At 39.0% G+C, this 20,588-nt stretch carries 17 protein-coding genes; 10 read left to right on the forward strand and 7 right to left on the reverse strand.

The features are described from left to right. The first annotated feature begins 311 nt into the window (after positions 1-311). Entirely contained in the window at positions 312-1,871 is a 1,560-nt protein-coding gene (locus ABVM50_RS09255; RefSeq protein WP_405198302.1) for a hypothetical protein, read from the forward strand. Between the two features lie 61 nt (positions 1,872-1,932). Next, on the forward strand, positions 1,933-3,765 hold the full coding sequence (locus ABVM50_RS09260) for a cytochrome-c peroxidase (protein WP_405198303.1): 1,833 nt from the start codon (positions 1,933-1,935) through the stop codon (positions 3,763-3,765). On the opposite strand, the gene ABVM50_RS09265 is transcribed toward ABVM50_RS09260, so the two are convergent. Further along, positions 3,757-5,004, reverse strand: a complete 1,248-nt coding sequence (locus ABVM50_RS09265; protein WP_405198304.1) for an Nramp family divalent metal transporter — start codon at positions 5,002-5,004, stop codon at positions 3,757-3,759. The two genes, ABVM50_RS09260 and ABVM50_RS09265, sit on opposite strands and share 9 nt — an antisense overlap. After that, positions 5,004-5,645, reverse strand: coding sequence for an alpha/beta hydrolase (locus ABVM50_RS09270; protein WP_405198305.1), 642 nt, complete (start codon positions 5,643-5,645; stop codon positions 5,004-5,006). The genes ABVM50_RS09265 and ABVM50_RS09270 overlap by 1 nt, the downstream gene beginning before the upstream one ends. Before the next feature lie 48 nt (positions 5,646-5,693). Here ABVM50_RS09270 and ABVM50_RS09275 point away from each other — a divergent pair, with 48 nt between their 5' ends. From ABVM50_RS09275 to ABVM50_RS09295, 5 genes are all read left to right on the forward strand, one after another. Further along, entirely contained in the window at positions 5,694-6,116 is a 423-nt protein-coding gene (locus ABVM50_RS09275; protein WP_141877339.1) for a PaaI family thioesterase, read from the forward strand. Beyond that, on the forward strand, positions 6,113-7,258 hold the full coding sequence (locus tag ABVM50_RS09280; protein WP_405198306.1) for a chorismate-binding protein: 1,146 nt from the start codon (positions 6,113-6,115) through the stop codon (positions 7,256-7,258). The genes ABVM50_RS09275 and ABVM50_RS09280 overlap by 4 nt, the downstream gene beginning before the upstream one ends. 50 nt (positions 7,259-7,308) lie before the next feature. Then, complete coding sequence (gene menD / locus ABVM50_RS09285; RefSeq protein ID WP_405198307.1) at positions 7,309-9,042, forward strand: 2-succinyl-5-enolpyruvyl-6-hydroxy-3-cyclohexene-1-carboxylic-acid synthase; 1,734 nt, start codon at positions 7,309-7,311, stop codon at positions 9,040-9,042. A 68-nt stretch (positions 9,043-9,110) separates the two neighbouring features. Beyond that, the gene (locus ABVM50_RS09290) at positions 9,111-9,455 is read left to right on the forward strand and encodes a DUF2853 family protein (protein WP_405198308.1); all 345 of its coding nucleotides are present in this window, start codon (positions 9,111-9,113) and stop codon (positions 9,453-9,455) included. A gap of 101 nt (positions 9,456-9,556) precedes the next feature. Beyond that, positions 9,557-10,405, forward strand: a complete 849-nt coding sequence (locus tag ABVM50_RS09295; RefSeq protein WP_405198309.1) for a S1 RNA-binding domain-containing protein — start codon at positions 9,557-9,559, stop codon at positions 10,403-10,405. Here the strand turns inward: ABVM50_RS09295 and ABVM50_RS09300 are convergent. Next, positions 10,399-10,854, reverse strand: coding sequence for a hypothetical protein (locus ABVM50_RS09300; protein ID WP_405198310.1), 456 nt, complete (start codon positions 10,852-10,854; stop codon positions 10,399-10,401). The two genes, ABVM50_RS09295 and ABVM50_RS09300, sit on opposite strands and share 7 nt — an antisense overlap. 132 nt (positions 10,855-10,986) lie before the next feature. Here ABVM50_RS09300 and ABVM50_RS09305 point away from each other — a divergent pair, with 132 nt between their 5' ends. From ABVM50_RS09305 to ABVM50_RS09315, 3 genes are all read left to right on the forward strand, one after another. Further along, entirely contained in the window at positions 10,987-11,394 is a 408-nt protein-coding gene (locus tag ABVM50_RS09305; RefSeq protein ID WP_405198311.1) for a DUF2059 domain-containing protein, read from the forward strand. A 100-nt stretch (positions 11,395-11,494) separates the two neighbouring features. Further along, entirely contained in the window at positions 11,495-12,334 is an 840-nt protein-coding gene (locus ABVM50_RS09310) for a 1,4-dihydroxy-2-naphthoyl-CoA synthase (protein ID WP_405198312.1), read from the forward strand. A gap of 63 nt (positions 12,335-12,397) precedes the next feature. After that, entirely contained in the window at positions 12,398-12,958 is a 561-nt protein-coding gene (locus tag ABVM50_RS09315; protein WP_405198313.1) for a hypothetical protein, read from the forward strand. A 441-nt stretch (positions 12,959-13,399) separates the two neighbouring features. On the opposite strand, the gene ABVM50_RS09320 is transcribed toward ABVM50_RS09315, so the two are convergent. The 4 genes from ABVM50_RS09320 to ABVM50_RS09335 all read right to left on the reverse strand — a co-directional run bounded on the left by ABVM50_RS09320 (position 13,400) and on the right by ABVM50_RS09335 (position 20,579). Further along, positions 13,400-14,275, reverse strand: coding sequence for an alpha/beta fold hydrolase (locus ABVM50_RS09320; RefSeq protein WP_405198314.1), 876 nt, complete (start codon positions 14,273-14,275; stop codon positions 13,400-13,402). Between the two features lie 135 nt (positions 14,276-14,410). Further along, complete coding sequence (locus tag ABVM50_RS09325; protein ID WP_405198315.1) at positions 14,411-16,810, reverse strand: thiamine pyrophosphate-dependent enzyme; 2,400 nt, start codon at positions 16,808-16,810, stop codon at positions 14,411-14,413. A 189-nt stretch (positions 16,811-16,999) separates the two neighbouring features. Further along, positions 17,000-19,813 carry a metalloprotease gene (locus ABVM50_RS09330; RefSeq protein ID WP_405198316.1) on the reverse strand — a complete coding sequence of 938 codons (2,814 nt, stop codon included), beginning with the start codon at positions 19,811-19,813 and terminating at the stop codon, positions 17,000-17,002. 76 nt (positions 19,814-19,889) lie between these two features. Next, positions 19,890-20,579, reverse strand: a complete 690-nt coding sequence (locus ABVM50_RS09335) for a TIGR00730 family Rossman fold protein (RefSeq protein WP_026915679.1) — start codon at positions 20,577-20,579, stop codon at positions 19,890-19,892. Positions 20,580-20,588 lie beyond the last annotated feature (9 nt).

Genomic DNA, 20,588 nt, shown 5'->3' on the forward strand with positions numbered 1-20,588 from the left:
ATTCAGTATATTTAAGAAAAACCTCGCAGAAATGCGGGGTTTTTTTGTTTTGGGCCTGGTCTATCCATCTTGCTATGCAGTTGCAAACTGGACCGTATCTATAACAGTTATCTTACAATTTGCACTATTCTCTTAGCGGTTTTTAATATTAAATAGGTTTCCGCAATATGAATTTTTCTCGAATTAAAGCAAACTTAACGCCTTAACCTAAAAGTGATTTTAAGATAATTTAAGTACTACAGTGGCTTAACATCCTGGCTGAGTTCAAACTGTATTTTTATCACAACTAAACAACTTAAATAATTTTTCAAATGAACAGAATTACAAATTTTATGAGTCGGCTATTTTTACTAGCCGCCTTATCATCGGCAATCAGTGGTTGTGAAGCTGAAGACGGTGTAGATGGTACAAATGGAACCGATGGTCAGGATGGTGTAGATGGTATCAATGGAGAAGATGGCGAGGATGGAGAGGATTTCACACCAGCTCCCGAAATATTCGAAAATAAAAGTGCGGTAGATCCACTAGTTACCATGTCGTCTCAATTCAGCTTCGTTCAGGCTTATTCTTTACTTAGTACACCAGATGTAGTAGGAGATGATTTTCAACTGGCAGGTTCTGCTGATGGAGCAGGATTTCTAAAAGACGGTGACGGTTACATGTACGTGGTGAACTGTGAAGATAGCTATGCAGTTGCGAGAATAAGGTTTGACCAATACATGAACCCAGTAAGCGGAGACTATCTATTAAACTCAGGTGTTTCAGATTATGCGCGTCAATGTTCTGCTACTATGTGGGAAGCCAGTATTCATGGTGGATCCAAAGATCTTTTCCTTTCAGCTTCAGAAAGTATCAATTATGATGTAAAAGGGATAGACCCATGGGTTGAGAATCCAACTCCACAGGCAGATTTTGGTCTTGATGCCCTTGGTGAATTTTCCTGGGAGAACGCTGTGCCACTTCCTAAGGATGCGTACTCTGGAAAGACTGTGATCATTGGAGGCGATGATGATTCATCTGGTTCTGAAGGACAGGTGGTGCTTTATTATTCTGAAAATGCCGATGATGATTTGGAAAACGGGAAGATCTATGTGCTTCGTGCGAAAGAAGTTTCAGATGGAATGGATGGAAAAAAAGCTGTAGAATCTGATGTAGTATATAATGAGTCAAGTTTTGATCTTCAATCAACCTACGAAGTAGAATTTGTGGAGATCGAGAATGGTAAGGATCTTACCAAGGATGAAATGGAAACTGCCAGTTCCAATGTGCTTGCTACTCAATTTATGAGAGTTGAAGACGTGGATTACCAGAAAGGAGTCGATTCTAATGCTAGAAATGTATATTTCGCGGTTACCGGTAGAGGTCCAGGCAGAGGTACTTATAATGACTGGGGTACCGTGTATAAATTGGAGCTGGACGAAAACTCTCCGCTTTCAGGTAAACTAACTCAGATCGTTAGTGGAAACACAGATACCAACAATATGGATGGGAATTTAGGGGCTTTGCAAAGTCCTGATAATATCTGTGTTACTGAAAATTTCGTCTATATCCAGGAAGATCCAAACAGCTTTAGTAGAGGACATTCCGCGTATATCTATCAGTCAGATCTAAACGGACAGAATATTCAGCATGTGCTTGAACTTATTGTAAGACAGGATCTGGATCCGGAAAACTCTACAGGCTTTAGTGGAGAATTTGGTTCATTGATAGATGTTTCAGACAAAATTGGAGAACCGGGAACTTTTCTTCTCGCTGTACAACCGCACTATTGGGAAAGTAGTGATTTCATGAATTTAGACGGTCATACCAATGCCGAACGTGAAGATGACCAGGCATCGCAAATAGTTTTACTAAGAGGATTACCAAGATAATTCCAATTTTAGTTTCTACAGGTCTTCGTTCTTACGAAGACCTGTTATCATTTATAGAAATATGTTCAAAAAAATACTTCTGGCAATCATTTTAATTGCCCAGTTTTCATGTAAGCAAGAATCGGAATATCTTGCTATTAATTCTGAAAATAATCAGGGCTGGACTCAGGCGCACAAATTCTACCAGAATTCGTTAAATAACAGTATTCAGCATTTATCTGAAATAAAAAATAATGGTCTGGATGATCCATCTAATAAAGAGCTTTTTAAGAAAGCAAGACAGGAATGGAAAAAAGCTGAACCCTTTGCGGCGTATTTAAATCCTGCAGTGGGACATCGTGTAAATGGACCTGCACTTCCAGTCTTTCTTGAGGATAATTCCAGGTTTATGCCGGCGGTTGGATTGCAAAAGATAGAGGAAAGTATTTATAATAGGGAAGTTACAGAGCAGGAATTTCAGGAAGAACTGAAAGTTACCCTGGGATTAATGGGAAACCTTCAGAAAAATATAGTCAAGCGAGAGCTCACCACAGAACGCTTTTTCATTGCAACGCAGCAACAATTACTCAGGATCCTTAGTCATTCGATCACTGGATTTGACACTCCAGTTAGTCATCTGGGGATAGAGGAGGCGGCGGTCTCGTTAAAAGCCTTGAATGAGGTGTATGTTTTTACAATTCAAAAAATCATTCAGCAGAAAGATATAGATTTAGATAAAAGATTCCAGCAAAAGCTTACAAGTTCAGCTAGCTACCTGGAAGAAAATACAGATTTCGAGACGTTTGATCGTTACGAGTTTACCAGAGAGTATTTAAACGATATCACCAGTTTATGGCTGCAAATTAGAAATACTTCAGGACTGTGGGAAGGTACTGCCAATCAACCTTTCAATTTCAATGCACCAACATTTTTTGAAGAGCATAGTTTCAAGCCTGAATATTTCATGCAGAATGTAAACAGAAAGAATTCTGGAATGAAAGTAGCGCTTGGTGAGAAATTATTTTTCGAGAAAAAGCTTTCGAAGAATGGACGTATGGCGTGCGCAACCTGTCATCTTCCAGAAAAGGCCTATGCAGATGGGTTGACTTTCAGTAAAGATAATCAGGGAATGGAGCTTAGTAGAAATACACCTACTCTAATTAATTCGGTCTATCAACGAGGATTCTTCTGGGATGGTAGATCTGAAGGTTTGATGGAACAAATCTCTTCAGTATTTACTAATAAAAAAGAATTTGATACGGGAGTGCATGAATTTTCCGAGGAGATTTTACAGGATTCCACCTACCAGGTTGTGATAAAGGAGACTTTTGGTGGTATTCCACGTGGCAATACAGAACTTATTAAAGCATTGTCTGCATATATTTCTACGCTTAATGGAATGAATAGTAAATTTGATAGAAATATTTCTGGCAAGGAAAACACCTTTACAGAGCAGGAAAAACGCGGATTTAATTTATTTGCCGGCAAAGCTCTGTGTGCGACCTGTCATTTTTTACCTCTAACCAATGGAACCGTCCCGCCATTCTATACTGAAACCGAAAAGGAGATCATAGGTGTTCCAGAAACACCTGCGAATAATAAGCTGGACGATGATACCGGTTTCTATTGGAGCTACAGAGTTGAAGAGCATAAAGGAATGTTCAAAACCCCAGGAGTACGAAATATAGCTTTAACTGCTCCATACATGCACAACGGAGTTTATACGAATCTTGAGCAGGTAATTGACTTTTATAATAAAGGAGGTGGAGCTGGATTAGGATTTGATCTGCCACAGCAAACTTTGCCCTTTGATAACCTGGAACTCAATGAAGACGAACAGGCCGCTCTGGCAGCATACTTAAAAACGCTAACCGATACTAAGATAACTGGTAACAAAAAGGATCTTTCAATTTAGCAAAGTATAGATATAAACGAAATTGAAGAGAACCAGCACCACAAGGCAGCACAAACTAAAAATCCGGTACTGCTTACCAGGCTGGTCTTCTTTTCTCATAACATTGCTGGTTACGAGTTTATAATTAAACCATGCGAGCAAGGGAGCTGATAGAAATGATAAGGCTGTAGCGAAATCTATCAGAACCGTAAATGTCATACTAAAATAGGAAAGAATTACCAGCGCAACGGCAGGGATGATGAAAATTGCCAGTCGGTAGGAATTCCATTTTTCAGAGGTTGTTGCATCAGGTTTTTCGATCAAATAAACTTCGGAAAGCACCCGGGGAAAGGCATCTGTAACTGCGAGGGTAGTAGAGAACATAGCGATTAGGGCAGCGATGGCTACCAGTGTTTCGCTCCAGGGTCCTAAAGTGGCTCCGTAAAGCGCTACCAACTGTCCCGAAAATTCCACGCCATTCCCGGAAAATTCTGTATTTGAACCAAACATAATAAGTGCTCCCATTAGAAAAAATAACAGACCAATAATTGCAGCGGCCAGGTAACCCACGTTGAAATCTGCGAATGCTTCCCTGATACTTATTTTCCCTGTGGATACTGATTTTTCCCTGGTCCAGATCGAATGCCATACGGCGGCATCTAACGGAATTGGCATCCAGCCCATAAATGCAATGATAAAAGCTATACTTGCGGTATTCCAGATATCTGGTGATGCAATGGATAGCGAACGATCAAGCCTCCCGTCACCAAACGCCAGTACGACTGCGATCAAAGTAGCCAACCCAAGTAAGCTAACGATGAATTTCATGGATTTGTCCAGCGCCGGGTATCTTCCAATTAGGAGTAGAGCGATACAAATAGCAGAAATGATAAGACTCCAGCTAAAAGTTCCCCAGGCCATTCCAAAAAGTCGTTCAGCAAGACCGGCGGTTACGATCGTAACCGCAGCCTGAATAATGAACATGCTACCCACCGTAATAAAGATAAACAGCGCATAAGGCAATTTACCGAGACGCCTGTAACCCTGAATGAGATGTTCGCCTGTGGAAGCAGCGTACCTGGGACCAAATTCGAGAAATGGATACTTCGTTATGCAGGCGAGCAATAAGATCCAGATGAGCAAGAATCCGTAATCTGCACCGGCTCTGGTCGCCTGCACCAAATGCGAAACTCCAATTGCGGCTCCGGCAAGCAAGAAGCCAGGACCCAGAGATCTCAAAATTGATCTACTTTTCGGCATTAGCTCGTTTTAGCAATTTTAGTGATAATTTCCTGATTTAGTTCGTGTCCACCTTCAAAAGGATGAATATTGATCTCCTCTCCAAATATTTCCTTCAATCTTGATTCTTCAACTTCTACGATCCCTTTTTTGAGGTACTCATCCTGTATTCCGTATATAAAGTGAAAATTGGTTTCTTTCAGAAAATCAAAATCTGCCTTGTTAAGTTCCTGCGGTACTTTTCCGGAGTGCATAATAAGATTCGCGCATTTAATTTTGCGTCTGGCTACGAACCTGGTAGCGACAGAAACACCTTGTGAATAACCGAGAATATTCAGTTTATGAACATTAGAAAGACCTTCAGCATGAAAAACAGCATCTAGATACTTCAGAACGTTTTCGATCTCGGCTTCAAGATTCTCCCGGGTAAGCCAGGAAGCGCCCATATGCCTGTATTCTCCATTGAGATAATATTTCGATTGAGCCTGTGGAGCAATGATATAATTTTCAGTATCCAGGTGATTGAAATGTCTTATAAAATACCTGCTTAAATAACCGATTCCGTGGAGCACCAGCCATACAGTTCTGGTATTTTCAGAATGTTCATTAAGGGTAGAATAGGTGTTGTGGATGGTATAAGAAAGACTTTTCTCCTTACTCATGGTTGTCGCAGGTTTTGTATTTTTACAAATAAACCAATCTTTTAAAAGATGACGAAGGAAGAAGTACTGCAACTTTCAAAAAAGGTCTGTAAGAACACACTTATGGAAACCCTTGAAATAGAGTTTTCTGAAATTGGGGAAGATTACCTGATCGCTAAAATGCCGGTGAATTCCAGAGTTCATCAACCTGATGGAGTTTTACACGGCGGTGCGACGGTAGCCCTGGCAGAAAGTGTTGGAAGTATGGCCAGTTATGTTTTTCTGGATACCGATAATTTTTTTATTCGGGGCATTGAGATCGCTGCAAATCATCTTAGAAGTGTAAAAGAAGGATGGGTTTATGCCAAAGCGACTTTTATTCATAAAGGTCGAACCACGCAATTATTTGAAATAAAGATCACAGATGAGGAGGATCGTTTGATCTCTCTGGTGAAGTTAACGACCATTGCTCTTCCAAAAGAAACCAAATGATTACAGAAGAAGAATTATTTGCCAGTATAAGAACTCAGACCGAGAAACAATTTCCATTTGTCGCCTATCGCAAACCTGGGGAAAAAAGTGTAAAGCTAATCTGTCAAATCTCTTCGGAAAGCTATAGTGGCAAAGGTCTGGACACGCCGGGATTTGTATTTGCTGCCTTTGATTCTCTGAATCCATCCCTGCTTATTCCTATTGCTGAAGCTGAAGTTTTTAATTGTAATTACGAAAACCGACCAGTAAGTCAGCCAGTTCCCCCGCAGCCGGAACAACCCATGCCAACTAGGAATTCTCGGGACCAGATCAAGCATGAACAATTAGTGCAATCTGGGATCGACCAGATCAAAACTAGCAGTATTGATAAGATCGTACTGGCGAGGGCTGAAAAGGTAAAGGTTCATGATCCCGATCCCATTCCCATTTTCAGAAGATTACTCGACAGGTATGAGGAGGCTTTCGTCTATTTCTGGTATCATCCGGAAACCGGCACCTGGATGGGCGCTACTCCGGAAACTCTTTTACATTCTGAACGTAACAGATTTAAAACGATGGCTCTTGCCGGCACACAGGTTTACGAAGAAGGTTCGGAAATTACCTGGCGTAAAAAAGAAATAGAGGAGCAGGCAATTGTAACCAGTTATATTGATAAAGAGTTGCAAAAGATTTCAGAAGTAAAAGAACTGAAGATCGGGGAGCCTTATAATGTAAGAGCAGGAAACCTATTGCATATAAGAACCGACATCCAGGGATCCTTTGATTCCAGTTCTGCACTTTCAAGAATCGTGACTGCGCTTCATCCAACACCGGCGATCTGTGGTATACCGAAAGCTGAGGCACTACAGTTTATCCTTCAAAATGAAGAAATGGACAGAGAATATTATAGTGGATATCTGGGGGAAGTTCAACTCAGCAGGGAAGTGAAGAGGAATTCAAATCGAAGGAATCAGGAAAATCAGCAATTTGCTTCGATTTCCAGAGTTTCTAACTTGTATGTTAATCTTCGCTGCATGAAACTGGAACAGGATATCGCGACAATTTTTGTTGGTGGTGGCATCACCAAAGATTCCAACGCAGGGGAAGAATGGAATGAGACGGTAAATAAATCTGTCACAATGCGCAGGGTTCTTGTTAAATAAGCTTCAAAAACTCTTTCCAGCTTAGACGTAAATACTAATTTTGGGAGTCTATGAAATATTCAAAAATTCCGGTAGCGAGATCTGTGGTAGCTCTTTGTGTTGCCAAGAATATAGAGCATGTAGTAATTTCACCAGGTTCAAGAAATGCGCCCTTAACGATCGGTTTTACTCATCATGATGATATTACAGCTTATAGTATTGTAGACGAGCGCTGTGCAGCATTTTTCGCACTGGGAATTGCTCAACAGAAAAGGACTCCTGTGGCACTGGTATGTACTTCAGGTTCAGCACTGCTAAATTATTATCCGGCGATCGCCGAAGCATTTTATAGCGATATTCCATTAGTGGTAATTTCCGCAGATCGTCCCATAGAGCGTATTGATATTGGTGATGGACAAACCATCAGGCAGAAGAACGTTTTCGAAAATCATATCCTGTACTCTGCCAATCTCTATTCTGAACTGGTACTGGAACATCAATCTGAAGACGCCAAGCTTCAGCAGAAACAATTTGAAGCACGTAAACATAACGAGCGGGAAATCAACCTCGCTTTGAATAAGGCGATAGAAGATAAAGGGCCTGTTCATATTAATGTGCCTTTCTACGAGCCACTTTATGATACGGTAGAACATATAGAAGTAGATCCATTGCAGATCCTGCCCGAGGTCAATGAGAAACACTATACAGAAGTGCAATTGAACAGCTATGTGCAGGAGTGGAATTGCGCCAAACGTAAGATGGTGATCGTCGGGGTCGCCCAGCCAAACCTGATAGAACAGCAATTTTTGGATATGCTGGCTAAAGATCCCAGCGTGATCGTTTTTACTGAAACCACATCGAATATTCATCATCCAGATTTCTTTACCAGGATCGATACGTTAGTAGGACCTATCGAAAAGGAAGAAAATAAAGAGGAATTATTCAGGAAATTACAACCTGATATTTTGCTCACTTTCGGCGGAATGATCGTATCAAAAAAGATCAAAAACTTTCTGCGGAATTACAATCCTAAGCATCACTGGCATGTAGATTCTAAAAAGGCTTATAATACCTTCTTTTGTCTTAATAAACATTTTGAAACAGAGGTAAATGATTTCTTTCAATCATTCATGCCACTTACAGAGACAGTTGTCAGCGATTATGGAAATTTCTGGAAAGATATAAAGTCGAACAGGCAGCATCGTCACGAAGAATATATGTCTGAGATCCCATATTCAGACCTTAAAGCGATGCAATTGATCGTGCCAGAGGTGCCAGATCACAGTATCGTTCATTTCGCGAATAGTTCTACCATTAGATATGCGCAGCTTTTTGAATGGGATCGAAGTCTGAACACTTTTTGTAATCGAGGAACCAGTGGGATCGATGGTAGTACATCAACTTCTATTGGAGCAGCGGTAGCTTCAGATAAACCTGTTTTGTTCATTACTGGGGATCTAAGCTTTTTCTATGACAGCAATGCACTTTGGAATGATCATATACCAACAAATTACCGCATAATTTTACTGAATAATAGTGGTGGAGGTATTTTCAGAATATTGCCGGGAAATAAAGATTCAGAGAATTTTGACACTTTTTTCGAAACTACTCATGAATTGCAGGCGAAACCTGTTTGTGAATTGTATGGTTTCGACTATTCCAAAGCTGCCAATGAACAGGAAATAGAGCATGAACTGAATGCATTTTTTGATGCTTCTGAAAATCCTAAATTGCTTGAAATTTTTACTCCGCGTAAAATGAACGATAAGGTATTGCTGGAATATTTTAGTTTTATGAAATCTTAGTCGGCTGCTATAGGCTTCTTTTTTACTTTTTTATTAACTTACCTGAGCTAAAACTTAAAATTTAGATCATGAGTAAACTTGATGAAAAAGTAGGTCAGTATATCGATGACCTTAAAACCAAAGTGGGAGAGGATAATCCTGATGTGGATCTTCTGCGGAAACTGGCTCAATCCATGGGTCCAAGTATTTATAACGCCGATGCTGAAACTGTTGCGGCTTCCAGTAAATCTGAAGTTGAGACAGTAAAGAACAACTTCGTTATGAAAAAACTTGGAGTGACTGATGAAGAGAAAGCAGACGAAGCGATCGATCAGGTGATGGAAAAGTATGGAAAATCAAATCGTAATAAATACAGAGTGGTAATTTACTATCTTCTAACCAAGCATTTTGGTAAAGAAAGTATGTACAAATAAGCTACTTCAACCATATATAAAGATCCGTTTGTGTGATAATCTCATAAACGGATTTTTTTATTGCTGATTAACAGTATCTTTGTATGCTAAATTTTTAGACTATGATCAGGTTAGGAGAATACCATGAATTAAGTATTATTAGAGAAAGTGATCACGGTGTGTATCTTGAGAATGATGCCGGTGACGAGGTGCTTTTGCCTAATAAGTACGTTCCTGAAACCTGGATGGTCTATGATAAGATCAATGTTTTTGTGTACCTGGATCATTCAGAAAGACCGGTAGCAACAACTTTGAAGCCGAAGATCAAGTTAGATCAATTTGAAAATCTTACCTGTGTTGAGGTCAGTAAATTCGGGGCATTCCTGGATTGGGGACTGGAGAAGCATCTTTTTGTTCCATTTAAGGAACAGGTGATCCCTATGCAAAAAGGAGAGCGCTATCTCGTATTTTGTTACCTGGATCTCGAAACAGAACGACTTACTGCATCTTCCAAAGTACATGCATTTCTTGATAATTCTGAACTTACCCTGGAACCATTTGAAGAAGTTGATCTAATTGTGAGTAACGAAACCGACCTTGGTTTTAATGTGATCATTAACCAGTTGCACTTAGGTTTGATCTATCACGATGAAGTCTTTAAAAAACTGCGAATTGGTGATTCTCTAAGAGGTTTTATCAAGAAAATTAGAACCGATAATAAGATCGATATCATGTTGCAAAGGCCGGGATATCGAAGTATCGAGCCAAATGCCCAGAAAATTCTGGATAAACTCGAGTCTTCCGGAGGTTTTATTGATCTAACAGATAAGTCTGATCCTGCAGATATCAAATCCAGATTGCAAATGAGTAAAAAGAGCTTTAAGAAAGCAATTGGTAGCCTATACAAGAACAGGCAAATCGATTTGAATGAAGATGGAATCACTTTAAAAGTGGAAGAGCAGGATCAATAGATATATCGATACGGAGTGTTATATCTTCTCACTCCATAACTACGCTGATTGTAATTGTTCAGGAAAGGATTGTAGAATGAGTTGCTAAATGAATCATTTCTATCTCTAGCCTGGATATTTCCCGTTACTTCAAATATTTTCTTTTCTCTTGTTCTCTGCGGAAGCGGAGATCCAAGGTCGATTTCTCGAGTGATTTTATTTCTATTAGATTTGTCTATAATTGCCAGCATATCGATCTGGTCTTTCTGAATATCATTCCGCAGATGCATAAAAGAACCATCAGAAATATTAAATTCTGAAGGTTGTTGCCAGTTAAAACTGAAATCTTTCCAGTCGTTTTGAATACCACGATTGCCAATTTCGAAGTCCTCACGATCCCAATACCCGAATTCCTGGGCAGAAGTACTAAAACCTGCCAGCAAAAAAAGTAGGATGTAAAGAATTCTCATGATCAGTTTTTTCTGAGGAATATCAAAAATGGTGCAAAAACATTAAATATGTTCCAATTCTTTTAGAAATTATTGAAACAGTTTTGTAAAAACGATTATTTTCACTTCCAAATTATAAAATCGAACACAAATATGAAAAAATTAATATTAAGTATCGGAGTTGCGTTTATAGGATTTTCCTCTATTGCGCAGGAGCAAATGACTTCAGAAGAAACAAAAGCGATTAAATTAATAGAGCTTACTTCAGGTCAGCAATTTGATATTATGACCGAGCCGATCGTGAAAATGGTTGCTGAAGATAAAAGAGATGAATTTAAGAAAGAACTTTCTGCCAGTACTGAGGAATTGTATAAGAAAATGGCGGTGATCTATACTGAAAAGTTTACAGAAGAAGAACTTGACGAGATTCTTGCATTCTATGCTACACCGGTAGGAGAGAAGATGGTTGAACTTACTCCAGACATAACGAAAAAAGCTATGGAGATAGGCCAGGCCTGGGGAATGGAATTACAACCTATGATGGCAAAATATATGCAATAATCATCCATTGAGTATGATCTAAACCTGTTCCCTGGAACAGGTTTTTTTATCTACTTTCTGAAGTGAACTTAAAACTTTATTTTTACTGAAAACTATTTGTATGGCTACGATAAACTGGAAAACAGTACGTGAATATGATGATATAACCTATAAGAAGGCAGACGGGGTTGCGAGAATTGCATTTAACCGACCAGATGTTAGAAATGCCTTCAGACCAAAAACAACTTCAGAGCTTCTGCATGCTTTTCAGGATGCACATGAAGATACTTCTATTGGAGTGGTACTACTTTCCGCTGAAGGACCTTCTACAAAAGATGGAAAATGGGCATTTTGCAGTGGAGGAGACCAGAAAGCGAGAGGTCACCAGGGTTATGTTGGTGAGGATGGATATCATAGACTGAATATTCTTGAAGTACAGCGCTTAATTAGATTTATGCCAAAAGCAGTGATCTGTGTGGTTCCCGGTTGGGCAGTAGGTGGAGGTCACAGCTTACATGTGGTCTGCGATCTTACGCTGGCTTCTAAGGAACATGCGATCTTTAAACAGACAGATGCAGATGTCACCAGTTTTGATGCCGGATATGGCTCTGCATACCTTGCAAAAATGGTAGGGCAGAAGAAAGCCAGAGAGATCTTCTTTTTAGGAAGAAACTATTCTGCTCAGGAAGCTTATGAAATGGGTATGGTGAATGCTGTGATCCCGCACAAAGAATTGGAAACTACTGCCTTTGAATGGGCACAGGAAATTTTAGAAAAATCACCGACTTCTATCAAAATGCTGAAATTCGCTATGAATCTAACCGATGATGGGATGGTAGGGCAGCAGGTGTTTGCAGGTGAAGTTACCAGGCTGGCTTATATGACAGATGAAGCTAAGGAAGGTAGAGATGCATTTTTAGAGAAAAGAAAGCCGAATTTCGAAAAAAAGTGGATTCCATAGAGATTGCACGCAACCATTTCAAGAAAAGAACGTCTTTATAGTAGAACTAAATTTTAGATGATTATGGAATTCCCGAAAATAGTATACAAATTCTTTGTTCTATTTCTAACAGTTGTAAGCCTTAGCTCATGTAGTAGCGATGATAAGTCTGCAAATGAAAAGGAATTCGTTGGTGAAAGTGGCATCAATTCTTCAGAAAGTAAAGATTTATGGCTTTCATTGAAAAGTACTAACAAGGATAGCTATAAGTATACCATAGAAACAGTATCCTGGACAGGCTTCGCTACTTCAACTACAATTAAGGTTGAAAATGGAGAAGTAGTAAGTAGAGAATTTACCTCTACCCAGCCCCAGGAAGAGAATCCAGCCGAAACTGAAATTGTAGAGGAATATCTAGAGGCAGAATCTGATCTTGGAACTCATGAGAGTGGAGCAGATATTCTGACCATAGATGAACTATATAGCCTTTGTTTTGCAGAGTATCTGACTGTAGATACTGATTCCAACCTTATATATTTTGATACTACTTCTGAAGGAGTTATCAATACCTGTGGCTATGTAAATAAGGATTGCGCAGATGATTGTTTTGTTGGTTTCAAGCTGACTAACTTCACCTGGTTATAGGATTATTTAAAACAAGATGTTTAAGTATAACTTTACGGTATCTGGAAATGACTAAAATTTTGGATGATCTGGAAACTTCTACTTAAGACAGCTTCTCATTCTGATTTACATATTGCTGATTTTTCTATATTCTGAAGATTAAGATTAAGTGAATACCAAGAAGTTCCGAAGGAGGACTAATGTATTGAAATGAGTTACTACTGAAGCATCTGAAATCGAAGATCATACTTATAAAAACGATATGAAAGGCTACTCAGATTGTACAATTATGGTAGGGCTTTCTCAAAACAGGCAAATTTTATTTGTAGATATTCTTAAATATAGAAGAGATGACTGTAGACCTGAAGTGATTTTATAAATTCCTCTCAGTCAGGGTTTAAGAAAGGGTAAAAAAAGCCATGTAGAAATACACGGCTTTTTTTAGTCCTTGATGTTTGGAATCTAGTACGTTCTTTTAATTAAGTCATCAATTTTTTCAGCAATTTCCTCATGAACCTCTTCCTGCAGAAAATGTCTTGAAGAGAGCAAATGAGTTTCCTGAGTATCGGTCAATTTTTGCAGCTCTTTTCTGAAATGGTCGTAGGTTAGAGCCGGATCATCCTCACCCCATACTGCCTGAATTGGATAGTCTACATTTTTCAAAGCAGTCTGTACTAAATTCTGGAATTCTTCAGTTTGGTTGAAATTTCTCATAAGCTTCAGAAAAGCTTTTCCATCATCTTCTCTTTTCAGAAGATCAACGTAAGCTTTAATTTCCGCAGAAGAAGAGCAGGATGAATCATTGACGCCCATTTGAGAAAACATAACTGGCCAGGTAGCGTGAGTGATCGAAATTAATTCGGCTTCGCCCAAAACTTTTTTCTCGAATGGTCGCATTACCAGTGGCTTCTTGAAATTCTGAATATCTATCATGGTATTCAGTATAGTAATCGATTGTACCTTTTCAAGATTCTTGGCAGCTAGCGCAAACCCAACAGGACCACCAATGTCATGAACAACTAAATGAAACTTTTCAATGTTTAATTCTTTTAGACAGTCTGTAAGGAAGTCGGCGAAATTATTGAATTCATAATTAAAATCTTCCGGCCTGTCGGTAAGACCAAGTCCGGGAAGATCCACAGATACACCACGACGACCTTTCTCAACTAATGAATCTATAACTTTTCTATATAGAAAGGAGGAAGTAGGCACCCCATGAACACAAAAAACCACTTCACCACTTCCCTTGTCCAGAGCGAATGTATTAATACCGTTAATGTCAAAATATTTTCCTTCTCGTTCGTGATTTTTGATCACGTCTTCAATTTCCTTACCCATAATCTTTATTATTTGAATAATTATAAAGCTACGATCTTAGAAATAAGTCTATCGAAAGCACGTCTTAAAGTGTGCTTAAAGAAAACAAAAAAGCCGCGAATGATTCGCGGCTTATATAATAACAGATAGACTTCACTATCGTAATTTCGGATATTTATTCGGATTCGTTTCGTGCATGATCGCATAAATTTTTTCGAAAATATCTTCCGCAGATGGCTTAGAGAAATAATCACCGTCTGTACCATAAGCTGGCCTATGTTCTTTAGCGCTTAATGTTTGCGGTTTACTGTCCAGGTATCTGTATGCATTCTGTTCATCAAGAACTTTCTGCAGGATATAGGCTGAAGCTCCTCCAGGAACATCTTCATCGATTACCAGTAGTCGGTTTGTTTTCTGAACACTATTTACGATGTCATGGTTAATATCAAAAGGTAATAAAGACTGAACATCTATCACCTCGGCATCAATATCAACCTGAGCCAGTTCCTTCGCTACTTCTTCAACGATTCGCAAGGTAGAACCGTAGGAAACAAGAGTGATATCTGTACCTTCTTTTAAAGTTTCAGTAACTCCAATAGGTGTCTTGATATCTTTTAGGTTCGTAGGTAGCTTTTCTTTAAGTCTATATCCGTTTAGGCACTCAATCACTAATGAAGGAGTATCTAATTCAAGAAGATGATTGTAGAAACCAGCAGCTTTCGTCATGTTTCTTGGAACAAGCACGTACATTCCTCTTACAAGATTAAGAATACCGGCCATTTGTGAACCACTATGCCAAATACCTTCCAGGCGATGCCCTCTGGTTCTAACGATTAGTGGTGCCTTCTGCATTCCTTTAGTTCTGTAGTGAAGGGTTGCAAGATCATCACTCATTCCTTGAAGACAGTACATTACATAGTCAAGATACTGGATCTCTGCAATTGGACGTAATCCTCTCATTGCCATTCCAATTCCCTGTCCAAGTATAGTTGCTTCTCTAATTCCGGCATCAGAAACTCTGAATTTCCCGTATTTATTCTGAAGTCCTTCCAGACCCTGGTTCACATCACCAATTTCACCTGCATCTTCACCAAATATCAAAGCATTTGCATGATTTTCAAAGATCTGATCGAAATTGTCTCTTAGTATAATCCGAGCATCAACTTCATCTGCTTCCTCATTATATTCAGGCAATACTTCTGTTAGCGTATTCTCTTCGATATAAAGGTGCGAACTGTATTCACCTTTATTTTCTTCTCCAAATTCACTCAACCAGTTAAGTAATTCATCTTTTTCAGCAGAAGATTCACCGATTGTATATCTCAAGGTTTGTCTTGCAGCAGAAATAAGATCTTTCTTTAAAGGTTCTCTGTCATTCGCAATATTCTCTTTGAGAGAATTGATAAAGTTTCCGTTAGAACTATTACCAGCTACCTTACCAAGAAGTTCTACAACTTGCTTCTTTCGAGCAAGAGTTGGTTTTAAGTAATTATTCCAGGCGTTGCTTTTAGCGGTTCTTACCTGTTTTTTGATCTCTTTCTCCATGACTTCAAGATCTTCAGCATTGGAGAAATTATTTTCTATGATCCACTCACGGAATTTCACATTACAATCATGTTCCTTCTCCCAGTTCAACCGGTCTTCAGATTTATATCTCTCGTGAGATCCTGAAGTTGAGTGACCTTGCGGCTGAGTTAATTGCTGAACATGAATTAAAACCGGGCAATGCTCGGCACGTGCAATAGAGGATGCTTTTTCATAGGCATCTACCAATGCCGGATAATTCCAGCCTTCTACCACAATGATTTCATAACCATCATGGTCCTCATCACGCTGAAAGCCTTTAAGGATTTCAGATATATTTTCTTTAGTGGTTTGATGTCTGGCGTGTACAGAAATACCATACTCATCATCCCAGACACTCATCACCATTGGTACCTGCAAAACACCGGCAGCATTAATGGTTTCCCAGAAATGACCTTCACTTGTACTGGCATTCCCGATTGTTCCCCATGCTACTTCGTTTCCATTATCTGTAAATTTCTCTGCAGAAATTCCGTCAACATTTCTATAGATCTTGGATGCCTGAGCAAGACCAAGTAGTCTCGGCATTTGCCCGGCAGTAGGAGAAATATCTGAACTGGAATTCTTTTGTTCCATTAAATTTTTCCATTCTCCATTTTCATCAAGGCTATGCGTCATAAAATGACCACCCATCTGTCTTCCGGCAGACATTGGTTCATTTTCCAGATTCGTATCTGCATATAAACCGGCAAACAACTGCTCCGGAGTAAGAGCGCCTATAGCCATCATAAAAGTTTGATCGCGGTAATAACCCGATCGAAAATCACCATTCTTGAAAGCTTTGGCCATCGCCAGTTGTGGTACTTCCTTTCCATCTCCAAATATTCCGAACTTCGCCTTCCCGGTAAGTACTTCTCGTCTACCTAAAAGACTACACTCTCTGCTGGTGACAGCAATTTTGTAATCTTCAAGTACCTGAGACTTGAATTCATCAAATGAAATAGAATTTTCAGTTTGTGTTTCGCTTTGCATGAACATTATTTTGAATAGTAGCAAATGTAGCGAAAATCAAAATTATACACAATTCAAATTTTGACCACAAAACTGATAATAATTCAATTTTAACCTTTATTTATTATTTATTTCAGAAATAATAGGCGTTAGATCCAGAATTTGTTGATAAATACGAAATTGTTATGAGTATAACGTAAGGGAATATATTTAATACCAGCGTCTTGTAAATAGCTTTATAATTGTGCCAATATCAAGGGAGACGATGAACCTGATCTTTTCATCATAATTTTCCTGAGCTACTTCCCAGCCCAGGTTGGAATAAACCGGAAGAAACAGTTCAAAATAATCCTGAACCAGACTCATACGTATACCGGAATCGTAAAGTAATTTCCCATTTTCGTGCCGATTCTTTACAATCCCTACATCACCATAAGCGTAGATCCATTTCCAGATATTTGTACTTGCGTTCATGGTGGTGATCCACTCATTGGCGTATTCCGGTTGCAGTTGAGATTTGAAGCCACCTTCAGCAACAATGATTTGTTGACTGAATAGTCCGCTTCCCTGGCTTCTTCCGTAGTAATTATAGTCAAAAAGGTAATCTGTAGGACGATCCAGCGCAAAACTGAAGTAATCATTATTACGGGCATCATTGTATAAAAATGTTCCTCCAAAGAACCTTAAATTGATTTGCCTGTTGTTGGTAAACAATTTTCTATACTCTGCTGTAACCGCTATTTTACTGAACTTATCTGATAGCTGATAATCGAAAGAGGCGGTTAAATGCTTTAGAAAGTTAGGATTGCTATAGCTGTATTTTACATTCAGAACATTATAATCTGGCTGAAGGAGTGGATCCTCAGGATTTTGATCCCGATGAACATTAATGTTTCTAATCAATAAACGCTGACTTTCATTACTCCTTAAATATGAGTTTCTGAAAGCAAATACCAGGAATGGACTGTACTTCTGGTAGAATAGATCATATCCATACGAATACCGTGAACCGCCAATACCATAATAGATAAGGTACAGGTCATTATTCTCGAACTGATGAGCGTTATAGAATGATGCCGACCCAACAACAGTTTCACTGCCAAAACCATATTTTGGAGAAAGTGAAAAGTTGAAAGTTTTGCTCAGGACTGTTTTGTTATAAAGTTTTGGTCCAATGGAAATACCATCATATAGGTTAAAATCAAACTCTGGCATAAAAAAGATCTGGTTATACCTTGGATCTTCAATATCCTGAAGCAATCTGAATTGTATAGGCTTATTGAGGAGCGTGGTTACTCTCTTGTAATTGTTTCTTTGATTAAACTCCGGAATCTCTGCTTCATAATTTAAAGCTAGTCTTTCGATATCCATTCGGGGTACAGTAACGGTTTTGGTATCCCGAACCTTTTCAACCCAGGTCTTATAGATCGATTTTCCGTCCTTAAGTCCGTAGAGACTAATAGGCATTTCGTTCTGCCTTAAATTTTGAATTTGAACATCCAGAGAATCGTCCTCTCTTTTTGTTACCTTCTGAATCTTAAAATCAATTTTAGTGTTGCTTCCTACGTAATCTTCAAAAAACCATGAAATATCTTTCCCTGCATTCTTCTGAAGGATCTCTGCAAACTGATCATCGCTAGTAGGTTTCAGTTTATAATTCTTATAAAATTCACCAATCGATTTTGAAACCGTCGAGTCTCCTAGAAACTCTTCAAGGTATTTGATCCCTACACCAGCTTTATAGGCGTTTGCAATATTTTTATTGAATTTGACCAGCGAATCCTGGCTGGTATTTAGTGGCTGATCAATATTCATCCTGGCCACGTTCATGTAAAGGAACTGGTATTGATCGTTAAATTCAAGATCTGCAGCATGGAACCAGCGAATTCCAATTATGTCACTTAAGTTCCCAATAAGTTTCATTTTAGGATAGTAGGTGTCCACGTAATCGATCATTAATGAAACCAGAATAGCATCGGTCACCCATTTCTCCGTTCTTGGATTGATGAAAACTGAGTTCTGGAGATAGTAATTAGTTACAGTTTTGAATAGCTTCAGATCATATTGAAATCCGTCGGGAAACGGACGTATAAAACCAGGTAATTGATTTAGTCCATAAATAGGACTATTCTGATAATCTTCCTGGGTAATAAAGATATTTTCGTTGGGATAACTTCCCAGTCGATCTTCAAGAAAACTGAAAGTTCGGGAGAGCAGCTTTGTTTTGTTTTCCAGCTCAATATCTTCATCACGAATATTGGTTATGACCTTATTCGAGTTTGCAGGTAGAGATTCAAAAATGTAAGTGTTGGTTAAGTACATTTTGCTGTCCACGCGTTGGTCTCCGCTAAAATGAATGGTCTTAAAACCTTTTCTGGTTTGGGTGCGGGTAAGGTCTAATCCTGAAGCTGCATAATATTCGGTAGGAATATCGATATCGATCTCAATGCTATATGGGCTTACATATTGGGTGCCGAGATCCTTGTGACTGTAAAGTTTCCAACCGTTATCCAGTGGGGCAGGAGTCATGTACCAGTAACGCAATTTGTAATTCCCTTCACCATTGCGACCAAATCGGGTGAATTTGTCATCAGGTATTTTTAAGTCATATTGAAGCTTTAGGGTAATGGAATCTCCGGAGGCCAGTGGTTCGGGGAGAAATACTCGTACGAGGTCTTCAATATTGCCGGGACGATCCCATTCCAGAGAGGATCCTTCAGCAGAATTAATTGACTCAATAGTAGTATGACCACGTTCTTCCTGCCTGGCAAAATGAAAGCGGCGGGCAAAATCTTCAGCAAACCTTTTCGCCAGAGGAGAAGTCTTGGAACTAAATGCATTGTTCCAGTCATTCAGGTAAATACTTACCAGTTCTCTTTCTTCGGTATTAACAAAAGTAATTTGCTGGTCGACTTCAATAGTATGAAGACTGTCAACCAGACGGGCGTTCACCTTCATGGCATTTTGTGCAGAGAGCCATAATGGGAAAAGTAAGACTAGAAAGAAACACTGAAGGTATTTCAACGAAATTTAAGTTTAGTGCTGATAAAAATCAGATCTAAATATAAACAAAGTTTGATACCTTCAGCAGTTGAAAATATTAGAAATTCGGGCTTAAGTTATATTCATCATAGAATTTATCCAGGATGTCTATTACTTCGTCTTCAGTATCTACGACCTGTACCAGATCAATATCTGCAGGACTAATATTTTGAAAACTATCAAGAAGGGTAGTTTTGATCCATTCAACAAGACCTCCCCAGAATTCTGTACCAACAAGAATGATTGGAAACTTATCGATCTTATGTGTTTGAATTAGAGTAATCGCTTCGAACAATTCATCGAGCGTACCAAAACCACCAGGCATTACTACAAACCCCTGTGAATACTTTACGAACATTACCTTTCTAACGAAGAAATAATCAAAATCAAGACTTTTATCGTTATCTATATATGGATTGTCATGCTGCTCAAAAGGAAGATCGATATTAAGTCCAACAGATGTACCGCCGGCAAGGTGAGCTCCTTTGTTACCAGCCTCCATGATCCCGGGACCACCACCAGTGATGACGCCATAGCCATGATCAACGATCTTTTTCGCCACTTTTTCGGCCAGTCCGTAATACTTCATATCTGGTTTAGTTCGTGCAGATCCAAAAATAGAAACACAAGGTCCAATCTGGCTTAGTTTCTCGTATCCATTCACGAATTCACCCATTATCTTAAAAATCGCCCAGGAATCATTCGTTCTTATCTCGTTCCAGGCTTTATTGCTATTTGCTGCTTTCATATGGTTGGT

Source organism: Christiangramia sp. LLG6405-1 (assembly GCF_045055805.1).
Taxonomy (GTDB): Bacteria; Bacteroidota; Bacteroidia; order Flavobacteriales; family Flavobacteriaceae; genus Christiangramia.